This window comes from Arcanobacterium ihumii (genome assembly GCF_900604515.1).
In the GTDB taxonomy this organism is placed as follows: domain Bacteria; phylum Actinomycetota; class Actinomycetes; order Actinomycetales; family Actinomycetaceae; genus Arcanobacterium_A; species Arcanobacterium_A ihumii.
Genome location: NZ_UWOS01000001.1, coordinates 287,653 through 309,903 on the forward strand (window position 1 = coordinate 287,653; position 22,251 = coordinate 309,903).

The 22,251-nt window shown below is 49.5% G+C and carries 15 protein-coding genes; 8 read left to right on the forward strand and 7 right to left on the reverse strand.

The window, feature by feature from the left end:
• Nucleotides 1–15: 15 nt before the first annotated feature.
• Together purF and pdxR are read right to left on the reverse strand one after the other, a co-directional pair.
• Entirely contained in the window at nt 16–1,464 is a 1,449-nt protein-coding gene (purF, locus tag EIH22_RS01270; protein ID WP_124054014.1) for an amidophosphoribosyltransferase, read from the reverse strand.
• A gap of 86 nt (nt 1,465–1,550) precedes the next feature.
• Nucleotides 1,551–3,053: a MocR-like pyridoxine biosynthesis transcription factor PdxR gene (gene pdxR, locus EIH22_RS01275; RefSeq protein ID WP_124054015.1), complete on the reverse strand. Its 1,503-nt coding sequence runs from the start codon at nt 3,051–3,053 to the stop codon at nt 1,551–1,553.
• A gap of 204 nt (nt 3,054–3,257) precedes the next feature.
• Here pdxR and pdxS point away from each other — a divergent pair, with 204 nt between their 5' ends.
• From pdxS to EIH22_RS01295, 4 genes are all read left to right on the forward strand, one after another.
• A complete protein-coding gene (gene pdxS, locus EIH22_RS01280; protein ID WP_124054016.1) occupies nt 3,258–4,136 on the forward strand; it encodes a pyridoxal 5'-phosphate synthase lyase subunit PdxS in 879 nt (292 codons plus the stop codon).
• A gap of 4 nt (nt 4,137–4,140) precedes the next feature.
• Entirely contained in the window at nt 4,141–4,788 is a 648-nt protein-coding gene (pdxT, locus tag EIH22_RS01285) for a pyridoxal 5'-phosphate synthase glutaminase subunit PdxT (RefSeq protein ID WP_124054017.1), read from the forward strand.
• 205 nt (nt 4,789–4,993) lie between these two features.
• Nucleotides 4,994–8,356: a hypothetical protein gene (locus EIH22_RS01290; RefSeq protein WP_124054018.1), complete on the forward strand. Its 3,363-nt coding sequence runs from the start codon at nt 4,994–4,996 to the stop codon at nt 8,354–8,356.
• Between the two features lie 114 nt (nt 8,357–8,470).
• Nucleotides 8,471–9,157 (forward strand): copper homeostasis protein CutC, encoded by a 687-nt coding sequence (locus EIH22_RS01295; protein ID WP_160148995.1) that lies wholly within the window; start codon nt 8,471–8,473, stop codon nt 9,155–9,157.
• Between the two features lie 98 nt (nt 9,158–9,255).
• Here EIH22_RS01295 and guaA read toward each other — a convergent pair whose 3' ends face one another.
• The 4 genes from guaA to EIH22_RS01315 all read right to left on the reverse strand — a co-directional run bounded on the left by guaA (nt 9,256) and on the right by EIH22_RS01315 (nt 15,301).
• Complete coding sequence (guaA, locus tag EIH22_RS01300; RefSeq protein ID WP_124054676.1) at nt 9,256–10,812, reverse strand: glutamine-hydrolyzing GMP synthase; 1,557 nt, start codon at nt 10,810–10,812, stop codon at nt 9,256–9,258.
• A gap of 66 nt (nt 10,813–10,878) precedes the next feature.
• On the reverse strand, nt 10,879–13,794 hold the full coding sequence (locus EIH22_RS01305; protein ID WP_200829137.1) for a DUF3427 domain-containing protein: 2,916 nt from the start codon (nt 13,792–13,794) through the stop codon (nt 10,879–10,881).
• A 15-nt stretch (nt 13,795–13,809) separates the two neighbouring features.
• The gene (locus EIH22_RS01310) at nt 13,810–14,208 is read right to left on the reverse strand and encodes a (deoxy)nucleoside triphosphate pyrophosphohydrolase (protein ID WP_124054021.1); all 399 of its coding nucleotides are present in this window, start codon (nt 14,206–14,208) and stop codon (nt 13,810–13,812) included.
• A 106-nt stretch (nt 14,209–14,314) separates the two neighbouring features.
• Nucleotides 14,315–15,301 carry a pseudouridine synthase gene (locus tag EIH22_RS01315; protein ID WP_124054022.1) on the reverse strand — a complete coding sequence of 329 codons (987 nt, stop codon included), beginning with the start codon at nt 15,299–15,301 and terminating at the stop codon, nt 14,315–14,317.
• 237 nt (nt 15,302–15,538) lie between these two features.
• Here EIH22_RS01315 and pta point away from each other — a divergent pair, with 237 nt between their 5' ends.
• The 4 genes from pta to EIH22_RS01335 all read left to right on the forward strand — a co-directional run bounded on the left by pta (nt 15,539) and on the right by EIH22_RS01335 (nt 20,814).
• Nucleotides 15,539–17,170: a phosphate acetyltransferase gene (gene pta / locus EIH22_RS01320; protein ID WP_235001722.1), complete on the forward strand. Its 1,632-nt coding sequence runs from the start codon at nt 15,539–15,541 to the stop codon at nt 17,168–17,170.
• A 24-nt stretch (nt 17,171–17,194) separates the two neighbouring features.
• On the forward strand, nt 17,195–18,367 hold the full coding sequence (locus EIH22_RS01325; protein ID WP_268808209.1) for an acetate/propionate family kinase: 1,173 nt from the start codon (nt 17,195–17,197) through the stop codon (nt 18,365–18,367).
• 168 nt (nt 18,368–18,535) lie between these two features.
• Entirely contained in the window at nt 18,536–18,982 is a 447-nt protein-coding gene (locus EIH22_RS01330) for a GNAT family N-acetyltransferase (protein WP_124054024.1), read from the forward strand.
• Nucleotides 18,983–19,137: 155 nt separating this feature from the next.
• Nucleotides 19,138–20,814: a fumarate hydratase gene (locus EIH22_RS01335; RefSeq protein ID WP_124054025.1), complete on the forward strand. Its 1,677-nt coding sequence runs from the start codon at nt 19,138–19,140 to the stop codon at nt 20,812–20,814.
• 205 nt (nt 20,815–21,019) lie between these two features.
• Here the strand turns inward: EIH22_RS01335 and EIH22_RS01340 are convergent, their stop codons facing one another.
• Nucleotides 21,020–22,135 carry a GuaB3 family IMP dehydrogenase-related protein gene (locus EIH22_RS01340; protein WP_124054026.1) on the reverse strand — a complete coding sequence of 372 codons (1,116 nt, stop codon included), beginning with the start codon at nt 22,133–22,135 and terminating at the stop codon, nt 21,020–21,022.
• Between the last annotated feature and the right edge of the window lie 116 nt (nt 22,136–22,251).

The window sequence follows — 22,251 nt, forward strand, 5'->3', positions numbered from 1 at the left end:
GGTGAGAATTCACAATCAACAATTGGAAATACGAGCACTGTGCAGATCAACTGGGATCGGATAGTCCCCATTGAAGCAGGCAAAACACAGTTTTTCCGCAGGAACTCCAATCGCAGAAACCATCCCTTCGTGCGAAAGATACCCAAGCGAATCCGCCCCGATCTGCCCACAAATTTCATCGAGCTCCAAGGTATTAGCAATCAATTCTTCACGGGTCGGAAAATCAATCCCAAAGAAACATGGCCACTGTACCGGAGGAGAAGAGATCCTTACATGTACTTGCGTAGCACCCGCTTCTCTCAGCATTTTTACCAAGGCACGCTGGGTATTTCCGCGCACAATCGAATCATCCACAACCACGATTCGTTGCCCTTCAATTACCTCGCGCAAAGGATTGAGTTTTAATCTAATTCCACGCTGACGCATTTCCTGTGTTGGCTGAATAAAGGTTCGGCCCACATAGGAGTTCTTCACCAGCCCCTGAGCATACGGAATACCGGATTCTTGAGCATATCCAATAGCTGCTGGAGTTCCAGATTCAGGGGTGGCAATCACAATATCTGCATCCACGCGGTGTTCACGTGCTAACGTCCTCCCCATCTCGTTACGAACTGAGTTAATATTCCGTCCTGAAATGACGGTATCTGGACGGGAAAGGTAAACATATTCGAAAGCGCATCCACGCAGACGCGACTTCGCAAAGCGAGTGGAGTGAACGCCGTCGGCATCGATAACTACGAGTTCGCCAGGGTCAATTTCACGCTCAAATTTTGCGCCTACGATGTCCAGAGCTGCAGTTTCCGAGGCAACCACCCAGCCACCGTCAAGCTTTCCAAGAACCAGCGGACGAAATCCTTGCGGATCGCGTGCGGCGTACAGCTTCTGTTCGTCCATAAAGACTAGCGAAAATGCTCCTTTAAGCAGGGGCAAAGTAGCTAGGACTACATTTTTAAGCGAGGTCACACCCTTCGTTGCACCGAGCAATGCGGTAACGACGGCAGTATCCGTTGATGAGCCATGTCCGATTTCACCACGCAAGTCCTCACCAGAGACTTCATGAACTCGATTAATGAGCTCAGTGGTATTAACGAGGTTTCCATTGTGTGCTAGTGCGATGGTGCCAAATTCGGTTGCGCCCAAAGTCGGCTGGGCGTTTATCCACGAGCCCTGACCCGTCGTTGCATAGCGTACATGTCCGATTCCTAGGTGGCCCGTCAAAGGAGCAAGCGCATCTTCATGAAATACCTGAGAAACCAAGCCAATATCTTTATAAATCAAGATGTTTTCACCATTGCTGGTTGCGATTCCAGCCGCCTCTTGCCCACGGTGTTGAAGCGCGTAGAGACCGAAATAGGTTAAGTGGGAGATATCGTGTCCGGGCGCGAAGATCCCAAATACTCCGCATTCGTCCTGTCCCTTGTCGCTCGGGTCTAAAACATGGGTGAGTCGACCATCGCCGTTCATTCAATACCTCTTAAGAGTTTGAGCCAGGTGAACAACGAAAAGGCTAGTTGAAGTTCCAGTCGGATTCTCAACGTCTCATTTTCCGGTCAAATTTCTGCCACTTCGTGGACACTTTCTTCCAGAGCGGCGATTACAGTTGGGATCGATTCAGATTTCAAACTTCCATAATTAAGCACGAATCGACATCTTTCTTTGGAATCATCTAGTTTTTGATAGAAATTAGCCATCGGCACCAACTGCACTCCTCGCCGCGCCACCGCCGCAACAAGGTCTCCGGTAGGCACATCTAAATCCAGCTCCAACTCAAAATGCAAACCAGCATCTTCCCCACTCACCTTCACGACCGAGGCAATAGAGCTCTCCTTAAGTCCGACCAACAATTCGTCTCGAATATTTCGATAGGCGCAACGCAAGCGATTGATATGGCGCCCATAAGCGCCTGTTTCAATAAAACGTGCCAAGGTCAACTGCTCGATTGCCGATACCGTTCCGCTGTAAAAGCTCAAACGCTCGCGAAATTCCTGTGCTAAAAGTGGCGGCAACACCATGTAGCCAATTCGAAAAATCCCACCAAGACTCTGCGAAAAGGTGTTGATATAGACAACACTCTGCGTGGTGTCCATGCCAAAAAGCGTCGGGATAGGCTTGCCCGCTAGTCTAAATTCAGCATCATAATCATCCTCAACCAAAACGTGATCTTGAGCTTGCGAAGCCCACGCAAGCAATTCATAACGCCTGCTGATCGAAGTAACGACACCCGTTGGAAACTGGTGGGAAGGCATAACATGAGCAACATCAGCGCCCATAAGGCTAAGAAGATCCACTCGAATTCCGTTACTATCGAGCGGAACATGCGCAAGATGAACGTCATTGGTTCGATAAATATCAGTGAGACGCGGATAACCCGGATCTTCCACCGCAAAGATCCGATGCCGCCCAAGCAACTGAATAAGCAGATAATAGAGGGTTTGTGAGCCCGCCGCCACCACGATATTATTCGGATCCACATCCATTCCACGCCAAGATCGTAGATATTGGGCAATCTGAGCACGCAATATTTCCGACCCAAACGGATCAACTTGGTCAATAATGGTTCGTTCACTATTTGAAGCAAGCACGTCACGTAACGTTTTCGCCCAGGTTTTATAAGGGAAGACGCCGATCGGCATTGTATTAGTAGCAAGGTCAATTGACGTTTTTATCTGCGCTCTACCGGTGGAAGCACTGGATTTTCCCAGGTCTAAGGTGTTCGGTCGAATATTTGTTGCGCACGCGGGAGTTGCTATGGGTAGACGATCAGCTATTCCGTTGCCCCCGATACCAAGGTCGACGACGAAGAACCCACTTCGCGGTCGAGCAACCAAGTATCCTTCAGAAACAAGCTGAACATACGCAGCTTCAACGGTAATAACAGAGATTCCAAGATGTTTGGCGAGTTTACGTTTCGAAGGTAACTTTTGCCCGGCTTGTAGGTGACCCGACTGAATATCATGCCGAATCTGACCATACAGAAAGGAAGTTAAGGTCTCTTCACCACGCTCATCCAATACATAGGTAAGCATCTGACTTGCTGCCACACTGTAGTCCATTCTCTTATTTAACGCGGTACGGTTGGCACGTTGTGCAAATTCGAAAAATCTATAGCCATTTTGAATATATATCTGACCTTATAAATTTCCCACGAACTGAGTCTTTTAACAAGATCAATTTTTTTCTAAGATAAAGCAAAACTTGGCAAATCTGGCACCCATACGCCTACTTGCCGTCAACAACACTCAACAAAGGCTCGAATCATGACTGACAATTCTCGTTTTGAACTCAATAAACAACTTGCTCAGATGCTCAAAGGTGGCGTCATTATGGACGTTACAAACGCTGAACAGGCACGGATAGCAGAAGAGGCCGGTGCATGTGCGGTAATGGCCCTCGAACGCATTCCAGCAGACATTCGTGCAGCTGGAGGGGTTTCGCGTATGAGCGACCCAAGACTAATTAAAGAAATCCAAAAAGCGGTGAGCATTCCAGTAATGGCAAAGGTGAGAATCGGCCACTTCGTTGAGGCTCAAATTCTCGAAGCGCTCGAAATCGATTACATCGACGAATCCGAGGTTCTTTCCCCTGCGGACGCAGTGTTCCACATCAACAAACACGAGTTTTCCGCTCCATTTGTATGTGGAGCAAAGGATCTGGGCGAAGCCTTGCGACGGATTGCCGAAGGCGCATCAATGATCCGCACTAAAGGTGAGCCAGGAACTGGAGACGTCATCCAGGCCGTTACACATATGCGTTTGATTCAGTCTCAGATCCGGAAAGTACAAAACCTTCGTCCCGATGAACTCTTCGAAGAAGCGAAGCAACTCCAAGTACCGGTTGAATTACTTCGGTATGTACATGAAAACGGCAAGCTTCCAGTAGTTAACTTTGCTGCGGGTGGCGTCGCCACCCCTGCCGATGCTGCCCTAATGATGCAGCTTGGAGCTGAAGGAGTCTTTGTTGGGTCAGGCATTTTCAAGTCCGGGGATCCCTCTAAGCGAGCCCAGGCCATCGTCAAATCCGTGACTAATTTCAAGGACCCCAAGCTAATTGCCGAAGTCTCCGAAAACCTCGGTGAAGCGATGGTTGGAATCAACGAATCTGAAATCGACCTACTCATGGCCGAACGCGGGAAGTAAAGCCATGAAAAAAGTGGGCGTTTTAGCTGTTCAAGGCGCTTTCATTGAACATTGCAGGCGACTTTCCGAGCTCGGAGTGACCCCGGTAGAACTTCGAAAGGGCGACGACGTTCAAACAGAATTCGATGGACTCGTTCTTCCGGGCGGTGAAAGTACGGTACAGAGCAAACTTCTCCATGAGCTTGGGATGTTCGAGAGCCTGCATGAAAAGATTAAGGGCAACATGCCAGTGCTGGGGACTTGTGCCGGTCTGATTCTACTTGCGCAGAAAATAGCGAACGGCGGCGATGAATCGCAATCCTCAGCAATGCATACTGCGACTCTCACAACTTCACAAACTCCGGTGATTGGATTTTCCACTATGCCAGTTACCGTTTTGCGAAACGCATACGGACGCCAGCTCGGCAGTTTTCACACCGAAGGCAAGTTGTTCCTCTCCAGGGAATCCGGCGAGCAAGTCAACGTAACAATTCCAATGACGTTCATTCGCGCTCCATTTATCGCGGCATACGGTTCTGGCGTGGATATAATCACAACACTCGAAGATGGAACACCGGTAGGAGTTCGATACAGAAACCAGTTCGGAGTTACTTTTCACCCAGAATTAGATAACGATCTACAGTTATATTCGGAGTTCATAGCAGCCCTCTAAAACGAAGCTCTATGCCCACATTATGGGGTTTCATATCTTGGTGGCACCATCATTCACTGACACACAAAATCAACCCATTTTCGTACCCACCTACCGACTCTAGTCACATCGTCACACCTGGGACTTTCTTCACATACCACTTCAGTTTATTAGGTTAGCCTAACCTTACTGTAAAGTATATGGCTATGACCAGTAAGGAAGTGATATGACTTTATCTAAACGAGCATCACACGCATGCTCGATTATCTCCACAACCGCATTGGCGATCGGAATAATCGCTACAATACCCGATACTGCATTTGCAGAGCCGGCCTCGCATCCAGCACCAATTACCGACCTCTCAAAACCTGCCTCAACCACCGATTCAAATGACCGAATCTGGAGTGGAATTGACGGCACACGGTATGGCGATTCCATCCGGAAGACGGCCCGTGCAACTTACACCGACGGAGGAAGTACGCCACCTGTGATGTGCGACGTGACGGGTGATACCGCCGTCGACACAATCTACGTCAACTCAAAAACAAACGAATTAACCGTAGTTCCCTTCATCCCTTACGGATCAGACACCGACGACGTTACCACCACGTTGACTAAGCAACCTAAAGCTCTTCGTTTTACCCTCCCTCAAGGAGACGAGGGTAGTTGGCAATCTAGCTGTGTGAAGATTAAGCGTGGCAGTAAAGCTGGCCTAATTGTTGCCCGAGGAAAACACGCTTATGTCATTTCCTTAGATTCGGGTAGCAACTCCACTGGCGCAAGCACTACGTCCGGTGATGAGCCACGATCCGCGACGGTTGTGGGTACCTACGAGTTCGACGGCGCAGTGCGCGCTATTTCCGCTACCTCACCTTCCATCGAAGAGCCAGAGTTCGTCGTGGCCGCAAACGGGCACCTCTATCTGTTTAATGAGGCAAGCAAAACCGGCACTATTAAAGCCAGTGAAGCAACCAAGAACTGGACTATTCCAAGCGACGAAGCGACCACTTTAGCTCCCCTAGGTGAGGCCTTCAAGAATTCTGCCGCCATCGGCATCGGCCTCCCCGGAAAAGATATTGTCTATGCCCTGAACACAGATTTGGAGAGTGGACCTCTATCAGATCGTGCAGTGGCGATCACTGGCTCCACCAGTAACACCACTCAAGGGGCATCTGGATTTGGGACGTCGATAGTCGGAATCTCTGACGTAAATGGAGATGACATCGACGATTTCGCCGTCGGAGCACCGCTAGCAAACAATAAATCTGGAGCCGTAGCAGTCATTTACGGTACACAAGATCGCCCGCAGAAGATCCAGGTACAGCTTGACTCAACCTCGGATTCACCGGTGTTAGCTGATCAGAAATCAAACGGCACTCTCATTCGCCAGACAGCTCATGGCAGGATCGGCATCTCGCTTGGCTACGTCCAGCAGTACGACGTAGACAATGCCGGTGCACTGGTAATTGGGCGTCCCGATAACGAAGAGCATCCAGGTGCGGTTGTGGTTTCAACATCGGCTTTGACGAAAAACTGGAACACAGCTCTAGGTTTGGATTCGATCCCAAATAGTCAACGAGTGTGGCTCGCTAGCGATGAAGGAAAAGGCGGCGGCGGCACCTTCGTTGCAACGATCCCAACTGCCGACGCCGATCAGCAGCTCAGTGGCATCTTGACCGGAGATTCCAATGGCAAGATTGACGTCTGGACTGTGGATATGCGACGCCAGCACGAAAAAACTCCCGAGGTTGATCCGCTCTACCCTGCGCCAGCTATCCCTCCACAGCCTGCATCAATCAAACCGATAAATACCGCTACTGCGAAGCGTTGGGTTGGGGAATTCAGTAACGGCCTTGGTAGCTCGATCGCCCGCGGCAGCTGCGATGTAACTGGTGACGGTAAGCCAGATTTAATTACGAGTTCCCCGGTTCGTTCTGAATGGAAGTTTGACGTTCACTACGAAAAGTCAACGCCAACTCACGGTTGGTTATTAAATGTTACCGGGCAGATCCAGATTTTCCCGAATGGAATCAGCGGTAGCGCACTGCCTGACGAATCGGTGATCACGATTCTCGGACCTAAACATACCCAAGATCCCGCCGTTGACGCTTCGGTTGGTCTATCGATCGCGTGTATCGGCGATGTCAATAAAGATGGCATTTCGGATATTGCTGTCAATTCACACACGATGGGTCGAGTTTGGGTTCTCTTTGGTGGCGATACTTTGCGCCAAGTTGATCTCAATAACTTGAATCCTGCCCACGGCTACTACGTCTCCATGCCACATGAGATGGGTGCCGCCGGTTACCAGGTAACGCGCGTAGGCGATATCAACGGTGATGGACGCGATGACGTTGGATTCGTCGTCGCAAATACGCCACTGTCTCGCGGAGATAAGGGATCTTACGGAACTGCGTTGATTGTTGCTGGTAAGAGCGACGGCAAATCGATTGATTTAACTGAGGATTACAATGATCCAAACGTTCTTTGGCAAGCACGTACTCCCGATGGACACACTCTCAGCGCCTTCACCCCGATTGGCGATGTTAATGGCGACTCGGTTCAAGATTATGTGCTAGCTGATTTCAATGACTTTTCGAAGAAGGGTACGATTCCTGGCAAAGCCTGGGTCGTCTATGGTACTCAGGGGAAGGCAAATCTGAACCTCCAAGACGGAGTGCCCGGCTACACCCTTTCAATTTCGGACGACGCTTCCTATCGCCTTGGAGCAGGTAATTCTATTGCTCCTGTTGGCGATGTTAACCACGACGGAATCGGTGACTTCGTAATCGGTTTCGACGGCGGTCAGATTGCTAAAACCGCACGTGGCGGTATTGCCTTGGTACATGGATCGAAATCCCCAAGCACCACTAATGACAATACGAATGTGGTCCCAACACTCGTCAATACCGGCGGTTTTGCTACCCGGGCACGCTCTACGCAGCCTAACGCAACCTCGTCAAACGGCGTGGATATTTCCGTTTTGCTTGGCGAAGAAGCAGGCTCTGGCTTCGGATGGGCAATCGATGCTCTTCCAAAGGACGGTCTTATTGCTGTTGGCGCGTGGGGTGAGAACAAGAACGGTGCCGCTTACCTGCTAAAGGCAGCAGACATCCCCACCGGAATCACTTCAATCAATGATCTTGGCACCAAAGTAAAGAAAATCGATACCGACGCCGAACGCTCACGGTTTGGTCGCTCAGTCGCTTTTATTGGAGATTACCTGGGTAACTCAACACTAGCTATCGGCGCTGACGGAGTCATTGACGATGCAGGTGCAGATGAAGAAGGGTATTCACACGCTGCACATATCGTTGCTTATGACGTGAACGCCTTGCTCGATGCCAAAACTGAACCTTCGGATTCGGGCTCTTCGCCGTCGGGACCAACAAACGGTACCGCGGGCAATTCCGCTGCTCATGGTGGAGACTCCAACACTCAAGGCGGGTCGTCTTCACAGGTTCACGTTAAGGACCTTGCTACAACCGGATCGCATCTTTTCCTTCTAACCGGTCTGTTTGTAGCGTTGATCAGTGCTGGCGTGCTGATCGCGGGTAGGCAAAGTAAACTCCATCGACGCTCGGAGTAATACGCGCCAATCCTAAGTGGGGAACAGACTTTTGGGTCTGTTCCCCACTCTTGCATTAAGGCTAAAATCAGAAGTAAACGGAAGTGGTGGATCAAACCTGGAAGGATAATTTCCGTGCTTGAAGTCATTTGCTTAAACTCTGTGGATGCTACAGCGGCCCAAGAAGGCGGCGCTAATCGTATCGAATTAGTGGGAACAATGGACTGCGGTGGACTCTCCCCCGATATCCAAGCTGCAAGCAGTGTAATCGCGGCAGTTGATATTCCAGTTCGTATTATGGTTCGAGTTTCTGATGGCTTTGAAATTCAAGACCCGTCCGAAGTTGAAAGATTGGCGGATCTTGTTCGTGAATATACCCAGTTAGGCACAGACGGCTTAGTGTTAGGTTTCCTCCGCAATAGGAAACTGGACATGAAAACTTTGAAAGAGATTTTTGAAAAATCTCAATTAGAAATGCCTAGGTTTACATTCCATCGTGCCATCGATAGCGCAGATAACTACTTTGACGCATGGCAACAGCTCGAGGAATCCGAACTAGAGCCAGACGCTGTACTCACAGCAGGGTCTTCGCACGGTGTTCTTGCAGGTTTCAATAATCTGCTTGCTTTACCAAAAGAAAATGCATGGGCTGCGGAACGCACTTTGATTGGCGGAGGACTGAGCCTAGACCTCATTCCTCAGCTTCGCGAATCAGGGTTTCGTGATTTCCACGTTGGTTCCAAGGTAAGGGCGGACGGAACTTTTAATTCGCCGGTTGATCCTGTGATCGTTAGTCGCTGGGCAGAGTTGGCGAATCAGTAATGACTCCACTTCTATAATCAGTAGACGCAATGAGCCCAAACATATTAAGGAGGGCGGGTCAAATTGACCCGCCCTCCTTAATACAAGTCGGAAGCTGGTTACTCCCACTCAATCGTCCCTGGTGGCTTTGACGTGCAGTCAAGAACCACGCGATTAACTTCAGCAACTTCATTGGTAATACGGTTGGAAATCTTTGCCAGGAGATCGTAAGGCAAACGGCTCCAATCCGCACTCATTGCGTCTTCGGAAGATACTGGGCGAAGCACAATTGGATGCCCGTAGGTACGGCCATCACCCTGCACACCAACAGAGCGAACATCAGCAAGAAGAACAACTGGGCACTGCCAAATCTCGCGATCAAGACCAGCGTTTGTAAGCTCTTCACGCACGATCAAGTCAGCTGCACGCAAAATGTCTAAGCGCTCACGGGTTACTTCACCAATAATGCGGATTCCAAGGCCAGGACCTGGGAACGGCTGGCGCCACACCAACTTATCCGAAAGTCCAAGTTCAGAACCGATAGCACGAACCTCGTCCTTGAACAGATCACGCAGAGGTTCGATCAGCGCGAAGTCTAGATCTTCTGGAAGTCCACCTACGTTGTGGTGAGACTTAATGTTGGCGGTTCCTTCTCCCCCACCAGACTCAACTACGTCTGGATACAGAGTTCCTTGCACTAGGAACTTAACCTCACGGCCTTCTTCACCAGCTTCAGCAATCAACGCACGCTGAGCATCTTCGAAGGATCGGATGAACTCACGGCCAATAATCTTGCGTTTCTCTTCTGGCTCAGTGACGCCGGCAAGAGCACTTAAGAACCGCTCAGATTCATCCACTGCCATAATCTTCATGCCACGAGCTTCAGCATAATCGTTGATAACCTGCTCTGCTTCACCCGCGCGAAGCAAACCATGGTCAACGAATACACAGGTGAGCTGGTCACCAATAGCACGATGGACAAGGGCCGCTGCAACCGAAGAATCCACACCGCCCGAAAGAGCACAGATAACCAATGAATTGCCAACTTGGGCGCGGATCTTTTCAATTTGATCCTCAATGATGCCTGAGGAATCCCAGTTGGGCTCTAAACCAGCACCGTCACGGAGGAAGTTAAGAATAAGCTTATTTCCATTAGTCGAATGAACAACTTCAGGATGCCACTGCACACCAAATTGTTTTGCTTCTACATTTTCAAAGGCTGCAACTGGAGCACCCGGCGTCGTCGCGATCACGTCGAAACCTGCAGGAGGTTCCGTCACAGCGTCACCGTGACTCATCCAGACGTTTTCTACGCCATCGTCGGAAGAAAGAAGAACATTGGAGCACACGACTTTAGCTTCGGTAGCCCCATATTCACGCTGACCGGTCTGAGCAACGGTTCCACCTAAGGCCTGAGCCATCTGCTGAAAACCGTAGCAAATTCCAAGGACAGGAATTCCAGCCTCAAGCAAGGATGGATCGAGCGTTGGTGAGCCTTCTGCGTATACCGACGACGGACCACCCGACAGGATGATCGCCGCAGGGTTCTTTGCCAGAATTTTCTCTGCAGACCACGAATGTGGAACTAATTCGGAGTAATAACCTACGTCGCGTACACGACGTGCGATTAGTTGCGCATACTGAGCGCCATTGTCAACCACTACAACTGGGCGAATTTCATCTAAAGTCACGATTACAGACTATCGAAGAACGGTCAGGGAATGAAATAATCCGTTCATTATTTAGATGTGAGCTTCGTTCGAGGTCCGCGATACGAGACGAACGGATGTGTTGAGATAATCAAACAAATTTTGTTCGACCGGGGAATCCAACGAAAGGTTCATCGTCACCACCGAAAGAGGGTCACCATCCTTATTGGGCATTACCGTTTGAATCTCGTTACTCGGTCGAACTTGGCCGAGGTAATAAAAATCATTGCCTTCGGCATCATCCTTCTTCACAAACAAATGTAATTCATAGTCGCCGCTCAGAATTTTTTGCACTTCGCCACTTTGAAACGTACGATTCGACCGTGTGAACCAGTGCAACGTCGATAGATCCAAGAACTGATCCTCGTACTTCACGGAATCCGCGATCTCATCACCCTTATGATAGGTGACGAAAATTGGACAAGTCTTCGAAAATTCGTCCACTTTATATCCGTAAACTGTGCTTTCCTCGTTCGACTTGAAATTGAGAAGGCGGCAAACTTCGCGGCGTGCGTACTTGTTCCCCACTTTCATATTGTTTGACCATGATTCGTGGTGCCGAGCTAAGAAAAGGCCAGTTTGGACGATATCCTTTACGCTTTCGCGGAAGGCGACGTCGGTGCGAAGTTCGCGTTCAAAATCCTCACTCAGTCTATAAACGTTTTCTTCTGTTAGGACAACGACGGGGACCTTACCATATCTTTGTTGTTGCTGAGCTTTGTAGAATCTCAGCGAGAGCACTCTCTCAACAGAGTCAAGAGTTTTTTCGTCGCATCCCACATTTTTAGCTGCATAGTATTCAGAAAGCGTCTCCCTTGAAACAGAATTATCCCTAAGTAACAGTTCCAGCAATAACAGTTCATGAGGTCGTTTACCAGGCAATATCTCTGCCGAAAGGAAGTTCAGAAATTGCATAGCTTGAGCCGGTGGCACAGAATCAATGAACTTTGTTTTGTGTAGGAGAGCTAAGTAGTTATCACATCGCTTAGCCATGAGCACCGGATCAGTTGTATCTTGTGAAACGAAATCCATCAAGCGAGGAATTCTATTCAGGCGATCCACTAGTTTTTGGATTTCGGACTTCAGCTCTCGAAGTGAATCAATCTTTGTCACTTCAATAGATTTGAGAATGCGCGCCTGCGAAATTTGATCGAAGTTAATCGAGGAAATTCCCGCGATGGAGTTATCCGTTTTATTTTCAATGAGGTGCTCACGAATACGATCTTTGTTTCGCGAGTTCTCGCCAAAAAGAGCGATCGGAATAAGGTAATTGTTCTTGTAGTTTCCGATAAAGTCGATAACTCGAAGATGATCTTTGCCTTCAAATTTACGTAAGCCACGCCCAAGCTGCTGAGTAAAAATGATCGAAGATTGCGTGTTGCGAAGCATCACGACTTGATTCACCGACGGGATATCGATGCCCTCGTTGAAAATATCAACCGACAGGATGTAGTCCAGTTCTCCATCGGCCAGTTTCTTAATTGCTAATTCTCTGGACTGAATCGAATCACTTCCAGCCAAGTACTGAGTTTTCAGCTTCTTACCGTGGACAAACTCTTCATTAAGCATGTCCGACATTTCTTTGGCCTCTGCGACTGTCGAACAGAACATCAGCCCTTTGACATCACGGGTAAATCCATATTTTTCAAGCATCGAAACAATGTATTTTACTCGCTCTGGAAGAATGAGGTTACTGAGCTGGGAAGTGTCATCGATCGTTTGGTTCGAACTGTCCACGTAGTCGGTAACACCGAAGTAGTGGAATGGAACCAGCATCTTTTCTTCAAGTGCAGCTTGAAGCCTAATCTCATAGGGAACATTAAAATCGAATAATTCAAAGACGTTGAAATCATCTGTTCGTTCAGGAGTTGCTGTGAGACCTAACAAGAAATTTGGCTCAAGATAATCAATAACATTCCGATAACTAGCCGCGCCCGAACGATGTACCTCGTCAATCATGACGAAGTCAAAGGCAGCAGGATCAATTGAGGCAAGAGTATCTGGCCGAGAAAGAGACTGAACCGTTGCGAAAACGATGCGTTTGTCGATCTCTCGCCTAGCTCCAGCAAACAAACCGAACTCAGATTCAGCACACTCTAAAACCCGTGCAAATTCGGATTTCGCTTTAATTAAAATTTGCTCGCGATGAGCAATAAAAAGCCCGCGTTTCGGCTGTGCTTCTTTTAGCGCCAATGCCGCTAATATCGTTTTTCCTGTTCCAGTTGCCGAAATAACAACTGCTCTACGCTCGCCTGCTTCACGTAAAAGTGCAATTTGTTCAAGAGCACGCGTTTGCATCAAATTTGGTTGAATTTTCCCATCAACCAAAATGGAATTATCCGCATCGTTAAGGACGGAGACGGGATTGAGGTTTCGTGTTTCTTCATATTCACGAATCCACTGCGTGGTGAGCGGAATTGATTCCCTCAGTTGCTCAAACGTAGCAGTGGCTAATTCTTCAGCAATTTTGCCGTCTGGTGCGGCCGAGAATTTCAAGTTCCACTCACGGTTCTTTTTCAGTGCTTTATCGGTTAGGTTCGACGAACCGATAATTGCAGTAACTGAATCTGAACGATGGAAAATATATCCCTTTGCGTGGAAACCTACGCCGGGTTTGTCATGCACCCAAACGTTTACGTTTGGCAGCAGTAATAGTTCTTCGAAAACTGCAGGTTCGTTGAAATCGAGGTAGCGCGAAGTAATAATTTCGCCCCTACCATCAAAATCTGCCAGAACTTGTTTCAACATCGCGAGCGCCGACGACGTTATAAAAGCAACCGAGAAAATGAAGCTGTCACATCGCCTAAGTTCTTGCTGTATCGCAACCAGCATCGACTGCGACTCATTGTTCGAAATGAGTGAAGGGTTAAGTAGTTGCTCCGTTACCGGAAGATTTTTATTGATAAAGCCAAACGCAACTGATTGTTCAAGCGCACTATTTCCCCACATACTCACAGCACTCCGTTAGAAGTTTCGGTTCACTATTGCTTGAACGATTGGAATATCCGCTGGTGCCCATTCCAAATCAAGGAGATCAGTTTTAGTCACCCATCGAATAGCTTGATGCTCGGTAAGTTTAGGCTCTGGGCCGGTAAAGGTGCACAGGTACGCGTCTAAGCGAACAATTCCAAAATCATATTCATACTCCGAGCGTGCTAAGAACTCTCCAACCTCTGCTTCCGTAAGTAATTCTTCTCTAAGCTCGCGCGCTAATGCCTCTTGCCCAGTCTCGTTTGCTTCAATCTTCCCTCCGGGGAATTCCCAAAATCCCGCTAGGGCACGACCTTCGCCACGTTGAGCAGCGAAAACTTTTCCGTCACGAATAAACACAGCTCCGGTTACATGAATCAACTTCTTTGACACTGCCACTCCACATCCATAATCATTTACTTCAACCAGGATAAGGCGGAAAAGGCTGCGGGGCCAGCAGAGGTGGAATGCTTATACATCCACTTTCAATGCTGCATTTTCAGAGCTCCAACCCCTGCCTCGAATTAAACACCTGCAACACACCATCCACCGGATCAACAAAACTCAGCTCGGTAGCCAATAGCTTCAAGTAATGCCCGCGGCTTGCTTCATCTTCGAGACTGAGACGAATAGGGTATAAAGGATCTCCATAAATCGGAATGCCAAGATGGTTCATCGTAGTTCTAAGTTGGTGCGTAAAGCCGGTGGTGGGTTTTAATTCGTATCGACCGTAGGTGATATCCAAGCTTGCGTTATCACCACTAAAACCCATGTCATGCTTTTCATACTCTTCCAACAAACGAATATCCGTTACCCCATTCGCAACGGAAATATCGGCGTCGTCGTCCACCACATCTACGTGGATCTGCGTGGAAGGACGTTCTAAACGGAACTGGAAATGATGCCACAGCCCGTCACTAAAGTCGGGACTCACAGGCGCAATTGCCTGATACTTCTTCGAAATTTCGCGCCGGGTAAACATATCTTGATACATGCTGCGATATTCGATCTTCTTCGTTAGAAGCACCAATCCAGCGGTCTCTAAATCGAGTCGATGAGCACACACCAATTCGTCGTTATTAAACTGCCGTCGCGCCGCTACAGTCACCGTATTTGCAACGTGCGATCCACGCGGGATCGTCGCCATGCCATGAGGTTTATCAACCACGATGTAGCGTTCATTTTCGCCAACAACATCAAGCACTATCGTTTCTTCCGGTTCATCGAGCACAGGACGGAAAATCCATACTCGCGAGCGCGCCACGAAAGGCTCATCAGGTCCAAGTACTACACCGCCGTCGGCAAGAAAATCGCCGTGACTAAAGGCCTCCCAGACGTCGTCCCCGAATCTGTATTGAGCCCACTCTCCTAGAGTTTTCCATTCCCCTTCAGGAAGAACGATTCTCGATGCATTAATGCCTCTACGTAGCGGCGGACGGACCTCTCGAATCCTGCGCGACCGCCGTAAATTCCGCTTTTTTCGCATACTTCACCCTTCAAAATCCGAACGAAGCGTATCACGCACATCACACGCAATACGTGATAAACCACAGATTTTCGTAACGAACACAGATTTTCTAGGACATTGGTGCGAAGATTGAAAATGAAATAGGAAGGCGATGCATGGCGCCTCACCACAATGATTCGTGGTTAGACGCTATATAGGAGCACCGGTTTCACATTTATTGAAGCGGCTATTTTCCGCTTCGGGGAGGAAAATCTCGTGACAAAGAGCGTCTATTTGACCGCGGCAGAAGGAAATGCCGGAACCCGCGGAGTAGTTCAGGCATGCTTGGAGAAGCTACGTGAAAATTACGAAAACCTTGGAATTTTCCGCGCATTTACCAACGGTCCTATCGAGGACGATATCGCTTTCCGTGAATTGCTGGAAGCTGCCGGACGTTCAGAAGATCTGGACATCGCATGGGGCACAACCCGTCAAGCCTACGTAGCAGATGAAAACAATGCCATGAACACCGTGGTTAAACGCTACACCGACTACGCCCACAATTTCGACGCCGTTTTGATCATCGGTCTACTTGATGGAGATCCGCTCTACCCAGGTGTTCTTTCCCGTACCGGTCGCGCCGCAGCAAACCTCGGCACCTCTGTTCTTCCAATTATCTCCGGCGCACTTCGTTCCTCCGAGCAGATCGAAACCATCGCACACCTCGTCTCCAACGAAATTTCCGAAGAGCATGCACCCGTTTCCGGAATGATCGTCACCGACGCTCCTAAGGATTTCCCTATCGCTTTGCCTTCGGATATGGATCATCACACCATCATCTCGATTCCAGACGGTGGTCCACGCGAATTTGATGCCACGGCAGTTGCTTCGCTCAAGGCTGCGATGGAGCATGGATCCTCGGTTATTACCCCACTGAGCTTCACCGCTTCTCTCATCGCTCGAGCTCGCTCTAACCGTAAGCGCATCGTCCTTCCAGAATCTACCGACGATCGTATTCTCACCGCCGCCGATGAACTCTTGGCTCGTGAGGTTGCAGACATCACCTTGCTTGGCGATGCAGAAAAGATCCACGCCCGTGCAGCTGAGCTCAAGCTCGACCTATCCAAGGCGCAAATCGTTTCCAACCAGGATCCAGAATTACTAGATAAATATGCAACCGAATTTGCGCGTCTACGCGAAAAGAAGGGCGTTACCTACGATCAGGCATACACCACCGTTCAGGATCTCTCCTATTTCGGTACGATGATGGTCCACATGGGCGATGCCGATGGAATGGTTTCCGGGGCAATTAACACCACTGCTAACACCATTGTTCCTTCCTTCCAGATCATCAAGACGAAGCCAGGAGCAGACCTCGTTTCCTCGTGTTTCCTTATGCTTATGGAAGACCGCGTGTACGTTTACGGCGATTGTGCAGTGACTACCAACCCAACTGTTGAACAGCTTGCATCGATTGCGATCTCCTCGGCAGAAACCGCGGCTCAGTTCGGCGTAGACGCCCGGGTTGCCATGCTTTCCTACTCCACCGGAACCTCTGGTAAGGGTCCGGACGTGGACGCCGTCGTCGAAGCCACAAAGATCGTACGTGAGCGCAACCCTGAACTCGCCGTCGAAGGCCCAATTCAATACGACGCCGCTGTGGACACCAAGGTTGCAGCCACCAAGCTCCCTGATTCACCGGTTGCAGGAAAGGCAAATGTTTTCATTTTCCCAAACCTCAACGCTGGAAATATCGGATACAAGGCGGTTCAGCGTTCCGCTGGTGCCGTCGCCGTCGGCCCAGTTCTTCAGGGTCTAAACAAGCCTGTTAACGATCTCTCGCGTGGAGCTCTCGTTGAAGATATCGTCAATACCGTTGCCATTACTGCGATTCAGGCGCAGGGCTGAGAAAACAAAGAAAGATTGTTGTTCATGACAGTTCTCGTTATTAACTCGGGTTCATCCTCGATCAAGTACCAGCTCGTTGACCCAGAAACTGGCGCTTCGCTCGCTTCGGGACTTGTGGAGCGCATTGGCGAAGAAATTGGCCATATTGAGCACAAGTACAACGGCACCGAAACCAACCTCGATGAGCAAATTCCAGATCATGGCTATGGTCTTCGCAAGGTACTTGACCTGTTTGACACCGTCGGTCCGAAGCTCCAAGACGCTCAGATTAAGGCTGTTGGGCACCGCGTCGTTCAGGGTGGAAAGTACTTCAGCAAGGCCGCGCTTATTGACGACGCCGTTCAGGCGAAAATCGAAGAGCTCTGCCCACTAGCACCACTTCACAACCCAGCACATTTGAAGGGTATTGAAGTTGCTCGCGAACTCCTTGATGTTCCGCACGTTGCAGTATTCGACACCGCTTTCTTCCAGCAGCTCCCAGCAGAAGCAGCTGTTTACGCACTCGATCGGGAGATCGCCAACAAGTACGAAATCCGCCGTTACGGTGCTCACGGAACTTCCCACAAGTACATCTCTGAGAAGGTCTCCAATTTACTCGATCGAGACGATCTCAAGCAGATCGTTCTTCACCTTGGTAACGGCGCTTCGGTTTCCGCCGTCGTCAACGGTCACGCGGTTGATACCTCGATGGGTCTAACCCCACTTGAAGGGCTCGTTATGGGAACTCGCACCGGAGATATCGATCCAGCGGTCGTTTTCCATCTCCAGCGCGTAGCGGGAATGTCCACCGACGAAGTAGACACCCTTTTCAATAAGAAGTCTGGCCTCAAGGGACTTTGTGGGGACAACGATATGCGTAAGGTTTGGGAGCGTGCAGATGCAGGCGATGCCAATGCGCACGAAGCACTTGACGTCTACGTTCACCGCCTCTTGCACTACATCGGCGCATACACCGCTGTTATGGGTGGACTCGATGTCATCACGTTCACCGCTGGTGCTGGTGAGAACGACGATCGCCTACGCGCAGCCGTGTGCGAACGTCTAACCGCATTCGGTGTGAAGATCGACGCCGAAGTCAACGGGGTTCGTTCCAAGGAACCACGCACGATTTCAACCGAGGATTCAGCCATCCGCGTGATGGTTATCCCGACGAACGAAGAGCTTGCAATTGCACAACAGGCGATGGAGCTTATCTGATTTCTTAATAATCGCGTGATGTCTCAGGAAAATTAGAGCAACAGGCTTCGTGCATGTAACGAGGACGCTGGTGTGTTTGTCCGTTATCGAACCATACCAGCGTCCTTTTATCTATCTTAAATTGCTCTAGAATTGCTACTGAATAAACCACAATGGGAGGCCCTCGACATGTCAATCGAAATCATTGATACTGCAACACCAGAACTTGAAGAAGCATTCTTAACCCTCATTCCTCAGCTTTCACGCTCATCTACGCCGATGAATATCGATCAGCTCGAGCAGTTCTTAAGCCAAGACAACATCTACCTCCTTGCCTACCGCTCTGATGATGCGAACGACGATGTTACCCGCCCTATTCTTGGAATGCTTACTCTTGTTACATTTGAGATTCCAACCGGCTGGCGTGCTTGGATCGAAGACGTAGTAGTTGATGAAGCAGCTCGAGGTCAAGGCGCTGGTCAAAAACTCGTAGAGGCAGCAATTGACCTTGCCAAGAAGAAGGGCGTGAAGTCTATCGACTTAACATCTCGCCCAACCAGAGAAGCAGCAAACCGACTCTATCAGCGTGCTGGGTTTGAGCTTCGCGAAACAAACGTATACCGATTCAAAAAGTGACATCTTCTATTCGGGTGTTTAACTTCCTCTTTATGTAGAACTTCAAATTACGCAAGGAAACTATTGCGAATTAAAGGGTCGATATACCCCGACAACCTTTTTGAAGTGCTATTAGGCTTGGCGTATCGGCTAGTTTTCAGAGGAGAAATAAACAAATGGCTGAAATTAAGTACAAAGATATGCTTCCGGTAGGTCCAGATAAGACGCAGTACCGCCTGATCTCTACCGAAGGTGTTAGCACCGTGGAAGGTCCGGATGGGATGACGTTCCTCAAGGTCGAGGAATCAGCGCTGGAGCTCCTTGCGGAAACCGCTTTCTACGAGATCAATCATTTCTTGCGCACCGCTCACCTGAAGCAGCTTGTAAAAATTACCGAAGATCCCGACGCTTCACCAAACGATCGCTTTGTTGCCAAAACACTGCTTCGCAATGCTAATATCGCTTCTCATGGCGAGTTGCCAATGTGTCAAGATACCGGAACCGCCATTATCAAGGGCGAGCGTGGTCAACATGTTCTAACTCCTGGAGTGGATGAGAAGGCACTTTCTCAAGGTGTCCAGAACACCTATGAAAAGTATAACCTGCGTTACTCGCAAAACGCTCCGCTGACGATGTTCGAAGAGAAGAATACAGGCACAAATCTCCCGGCACAGATCGAGCTTTACGCAGATACTCACCCTGGTCATGAAGCGGAATACCATTTCCTCTTTATGTCAAAGGGTGGCGGTTCTGCTAATAAGTCCTATCTCTATCAGGAGACCAAGGCAATTCTTAACCCAGACGCAATGATGCCATTCCTTGAAGGAAAGATCCGCTCCTTGGGGACAGCAGCGTGCCCTCCATATCACTTGGCAATCGTCATTGGTGGAACTTCTGCCGAATACGCATTGAAGACGGCGAAATACGCTTCGGCAAAATACCTCGATGAGCTCCCCACTCATGGTGGTGAAGAGGGCTACGGTTTCCGAGATCTTGAGATGGAAGAAAAGGTACTCGACGTTACCCGCAAGATCGGCATCGGCGCTCAGTTCGGCGGCAAGTACTTCTGCCACGATGTTCGCGTCATACGTTTGCCACGCCATGGTGCTTCGCTACCAGTAGCAATTGCAGTTTCGTGTTCGGCAGACCGTCAAGCAAAGGCAAAGATCACTCCAGCGGGCATCTTCATCGAAGAACTTGAACACAACCCTGGTCAGTTCCTTCCTGCCACCACGGACGCAGAGATTGGACACTCAGAAGAGAGCGACGTCGTTGCGATCGACCTCAACCGTCCGATGCCCGAGATCTTGGAAGAGCTTTCCAAGTATCCAGTTAAGACCCGCCTCAGCCTTACAGGGCCGATGATCGTTGCCCGCGATATCGCCCACGCCAAGATTCGCGAACGCATCGAAAATGGTGGTGAGATGCCGCAGTATCTCAAAGATCACCCTGTTTACTACGCTGGACCTGCAAAGACTCCAGAAGGCAAACCATCAGGATCATTCGGCCCAACAACCGCTGGACGGATGGATTCCTATGTTGACCAATTCCAGTCTCTGGGTGGATCTATGGTGATGCTTGCTAAGGGTAACCGCTCTCAGCAAGTAACGGATGCTTGCCAAAAGAACGGTGGATTCTACCTTGGATCTATTGGCGGACCAGCTGCTCAATTGGCTGAAGATTGCATCAAGAAGGTTGAACAGCTCGAGTACCCAGAATTGGGAATGGAAGCAGTTTGGCGTATCGAGGTAGAGGACTTCCCTGCCTTCATCGTCGTAGACAACAAGGGCAATGATTTCTTTGCTGGTTCGCAAGAAGTTAGCGTAACCCTAGGAAAGCGCCCCGGGCTCTAACCAAGATTCAGGTTTTTGAGTTTTCCTGAATCTTTTAAGCACGGGCAAAGTTAGCGCCTGGTGTAGAACTATCAAGTTCTACACCAGGCGCTAACTCTTATTCGAATAATTTAGTGCTACTGCACGGATTTGTTCGGCATATTCGGATTTGGTCTGGCCATTTGCACGTGATATGGTCATTCGCAACTGATTGGTTCGCGTTGGACTAGTACTGCCCAACTGAAACAGGTACCCGTTGGAATTCCTTGACATCCGAATAACCAGTCATTGCCATAGCGTGACGAAGCGCTCCGGTCAGATTGGTGGTTCCGGTGGCATCTTGTGATGGCCCATTAATAATGGTTTCCAAGCTGCCAACTTGATCAACCTTGACCCTCTCACCACGTAAAAGATTCTTATGATGGGCTTCAGCTCCCCAGTGATAGCCACGTCCGGGAGCCTCGTTAGCACGCGCTAACACCGTACCGAGCATTACGCCGTCGGCACCGCACGCAATCGCCTTGATAAGGTCTCCCGAGGTCGAGATCTGACCGTCAGCAATAACGTGGACGTATCGTCCACCTGTTTCGTCCATGTATTCGCGACGCGCGGCAGCAACATTTGCAACCGTAGTCGCCATTGGAACGGCTACACCTACCGTGCGCCGATTCGCCGTCGTTGCCCCTCCACCAAATCCGGCGAGGACTCCAGCCGCCCCGGTACGCATCAGGTGCAAAGCCGCCGTGTACGACGCTGCTCCCCCGACGACGACAGGTACGTCAAGTTCGTAGATGAAACGTTTGAGGTTAAGTGGCTCACGATTAGAAGAAACATGTTCTGCAGAAACCGTCGTTCCACGAATGACGAAAAGGTCAACGCCAGCATCAGCAACCGTCTTCCAATATTCCTGAGTTCTTTGTGGAGACAACGCTCCTGCAACTGGCACTCCAGCTACTCGAATCTCTTCTAATCGGGCAGAGATTAATTCAGCTTTCACAGGTTCGCGATAAATCTCCTGCATACGAGCAAAAACAGCATCGTCAGGCAGCTCAGAAATTTCTTCTAGGAACGGTTCGGGATCCTCATATCGAGTCCAAATACCTTCAAGATCTAAGACTCCAAGCATTCCCATCTTGCCCATGGCAATAGCCGTCTGAGGTGAGGTTACCGAATCCATTGGCGCGCCGATAATCGGAGCATCAAGCAAGTAGGCATCGAGCTGCCATGAAATTGACACATCAGCCGCATCTCGCGTTCGCCGTGATGGGACTACAGCAATGTCATCAAAAGAATACCCGACGCTAGCGCGTTTTCCGCGACCAATTTCTACTTCATTACTCATTTTCTAAGCCTATCGTTTTCCGACTACGTTGTGCAGGAACTGAACAGACTTTTATAGTGTGCATAAGATTTTTTATGCTTGAACTTTGCCTTTCCAGCTTTCGATGGTCACGGCTA

Excerpts from the sequence above, each read along its gene's own strand:
- purF (WP_124054014.1), bottom strand. The coding sequence starts at position 1,464 with ATGAACGGCGATGGTCGACTCACCCATGTTTTAGACCCGAGCGACAAG.
- pdxR (WP_124054015.1), bottom strand. The coding sequence starts at position 3,053 with ATGGACTACAGTGTGGCAGCAAGTCAGATGCTTACCTATGTATTGGAT.
- pdxS (WP_124054016.1), top strand. The coding sequence starts at position 3,258 with ATGACTGACAATTCTCGTTTTGAACTCAATAAACAACTTGCTCAGATG.
- pdxT (WP_124054017.1), top strand. The coding sequence starts at position 4,141 with ATGAAAAAAGTGGGCGTTTTAGCTGTTCAAGGCGCTTTCATTGAACAT.
- EIH22_RS01290 (WP_124054018.1), top strand. The coding sequence starts at position 4,994 with ATGACTTTATCTAAACGAGCATCACACGCATGCTCGATTATCTCCACA.
- EIH22_RS01305 (WP_200829137.1), bottom strand. The coding sequence starts at position 13,794 with ATGTGGGGAAATAGTGCGCTTGAACAATCAGTTGCGTTTGGCTTTATC.
- EIH22_RS01315 (WP_124054022.1), bottom strand. The coding sequence starts at position 15,301 with ATGCGAAAAAAGCGGAATTTACGGCGGTCGCGCAGGATTCGAGAGGTC.
- EIH22_RS01325 (WP_268808209.1), top strand. The coding sequence starts at position 17,195 with ATGACAGTTCTCGTTATTAACTCGGGTTCATCCTCGATCAAGTACCAG.
- EIH22_RS01330 (WP_124054024.1), top strand. The coding sequence starts at position 18,536 with ATGTCAATCGAAATCATTGATACTGCAACACCAGAACTTGAAGAAGCA.
- EIH22_RS01335 (WP_124054025.1), top strand. The coding sequence starts at position 19,138 with ATGGCTGAAATTAAGTACAAAGATATGCTTCCGGTAGGTCCAGATAAG.
- EIH22_RS01340 (WP_124054026.1), bottom strand. The coding sequence starts at position 22,135 with ATGAGTAATGAAGTAGAAATTGGTCGCGGAAAACGCGCTAGCGTCGGG.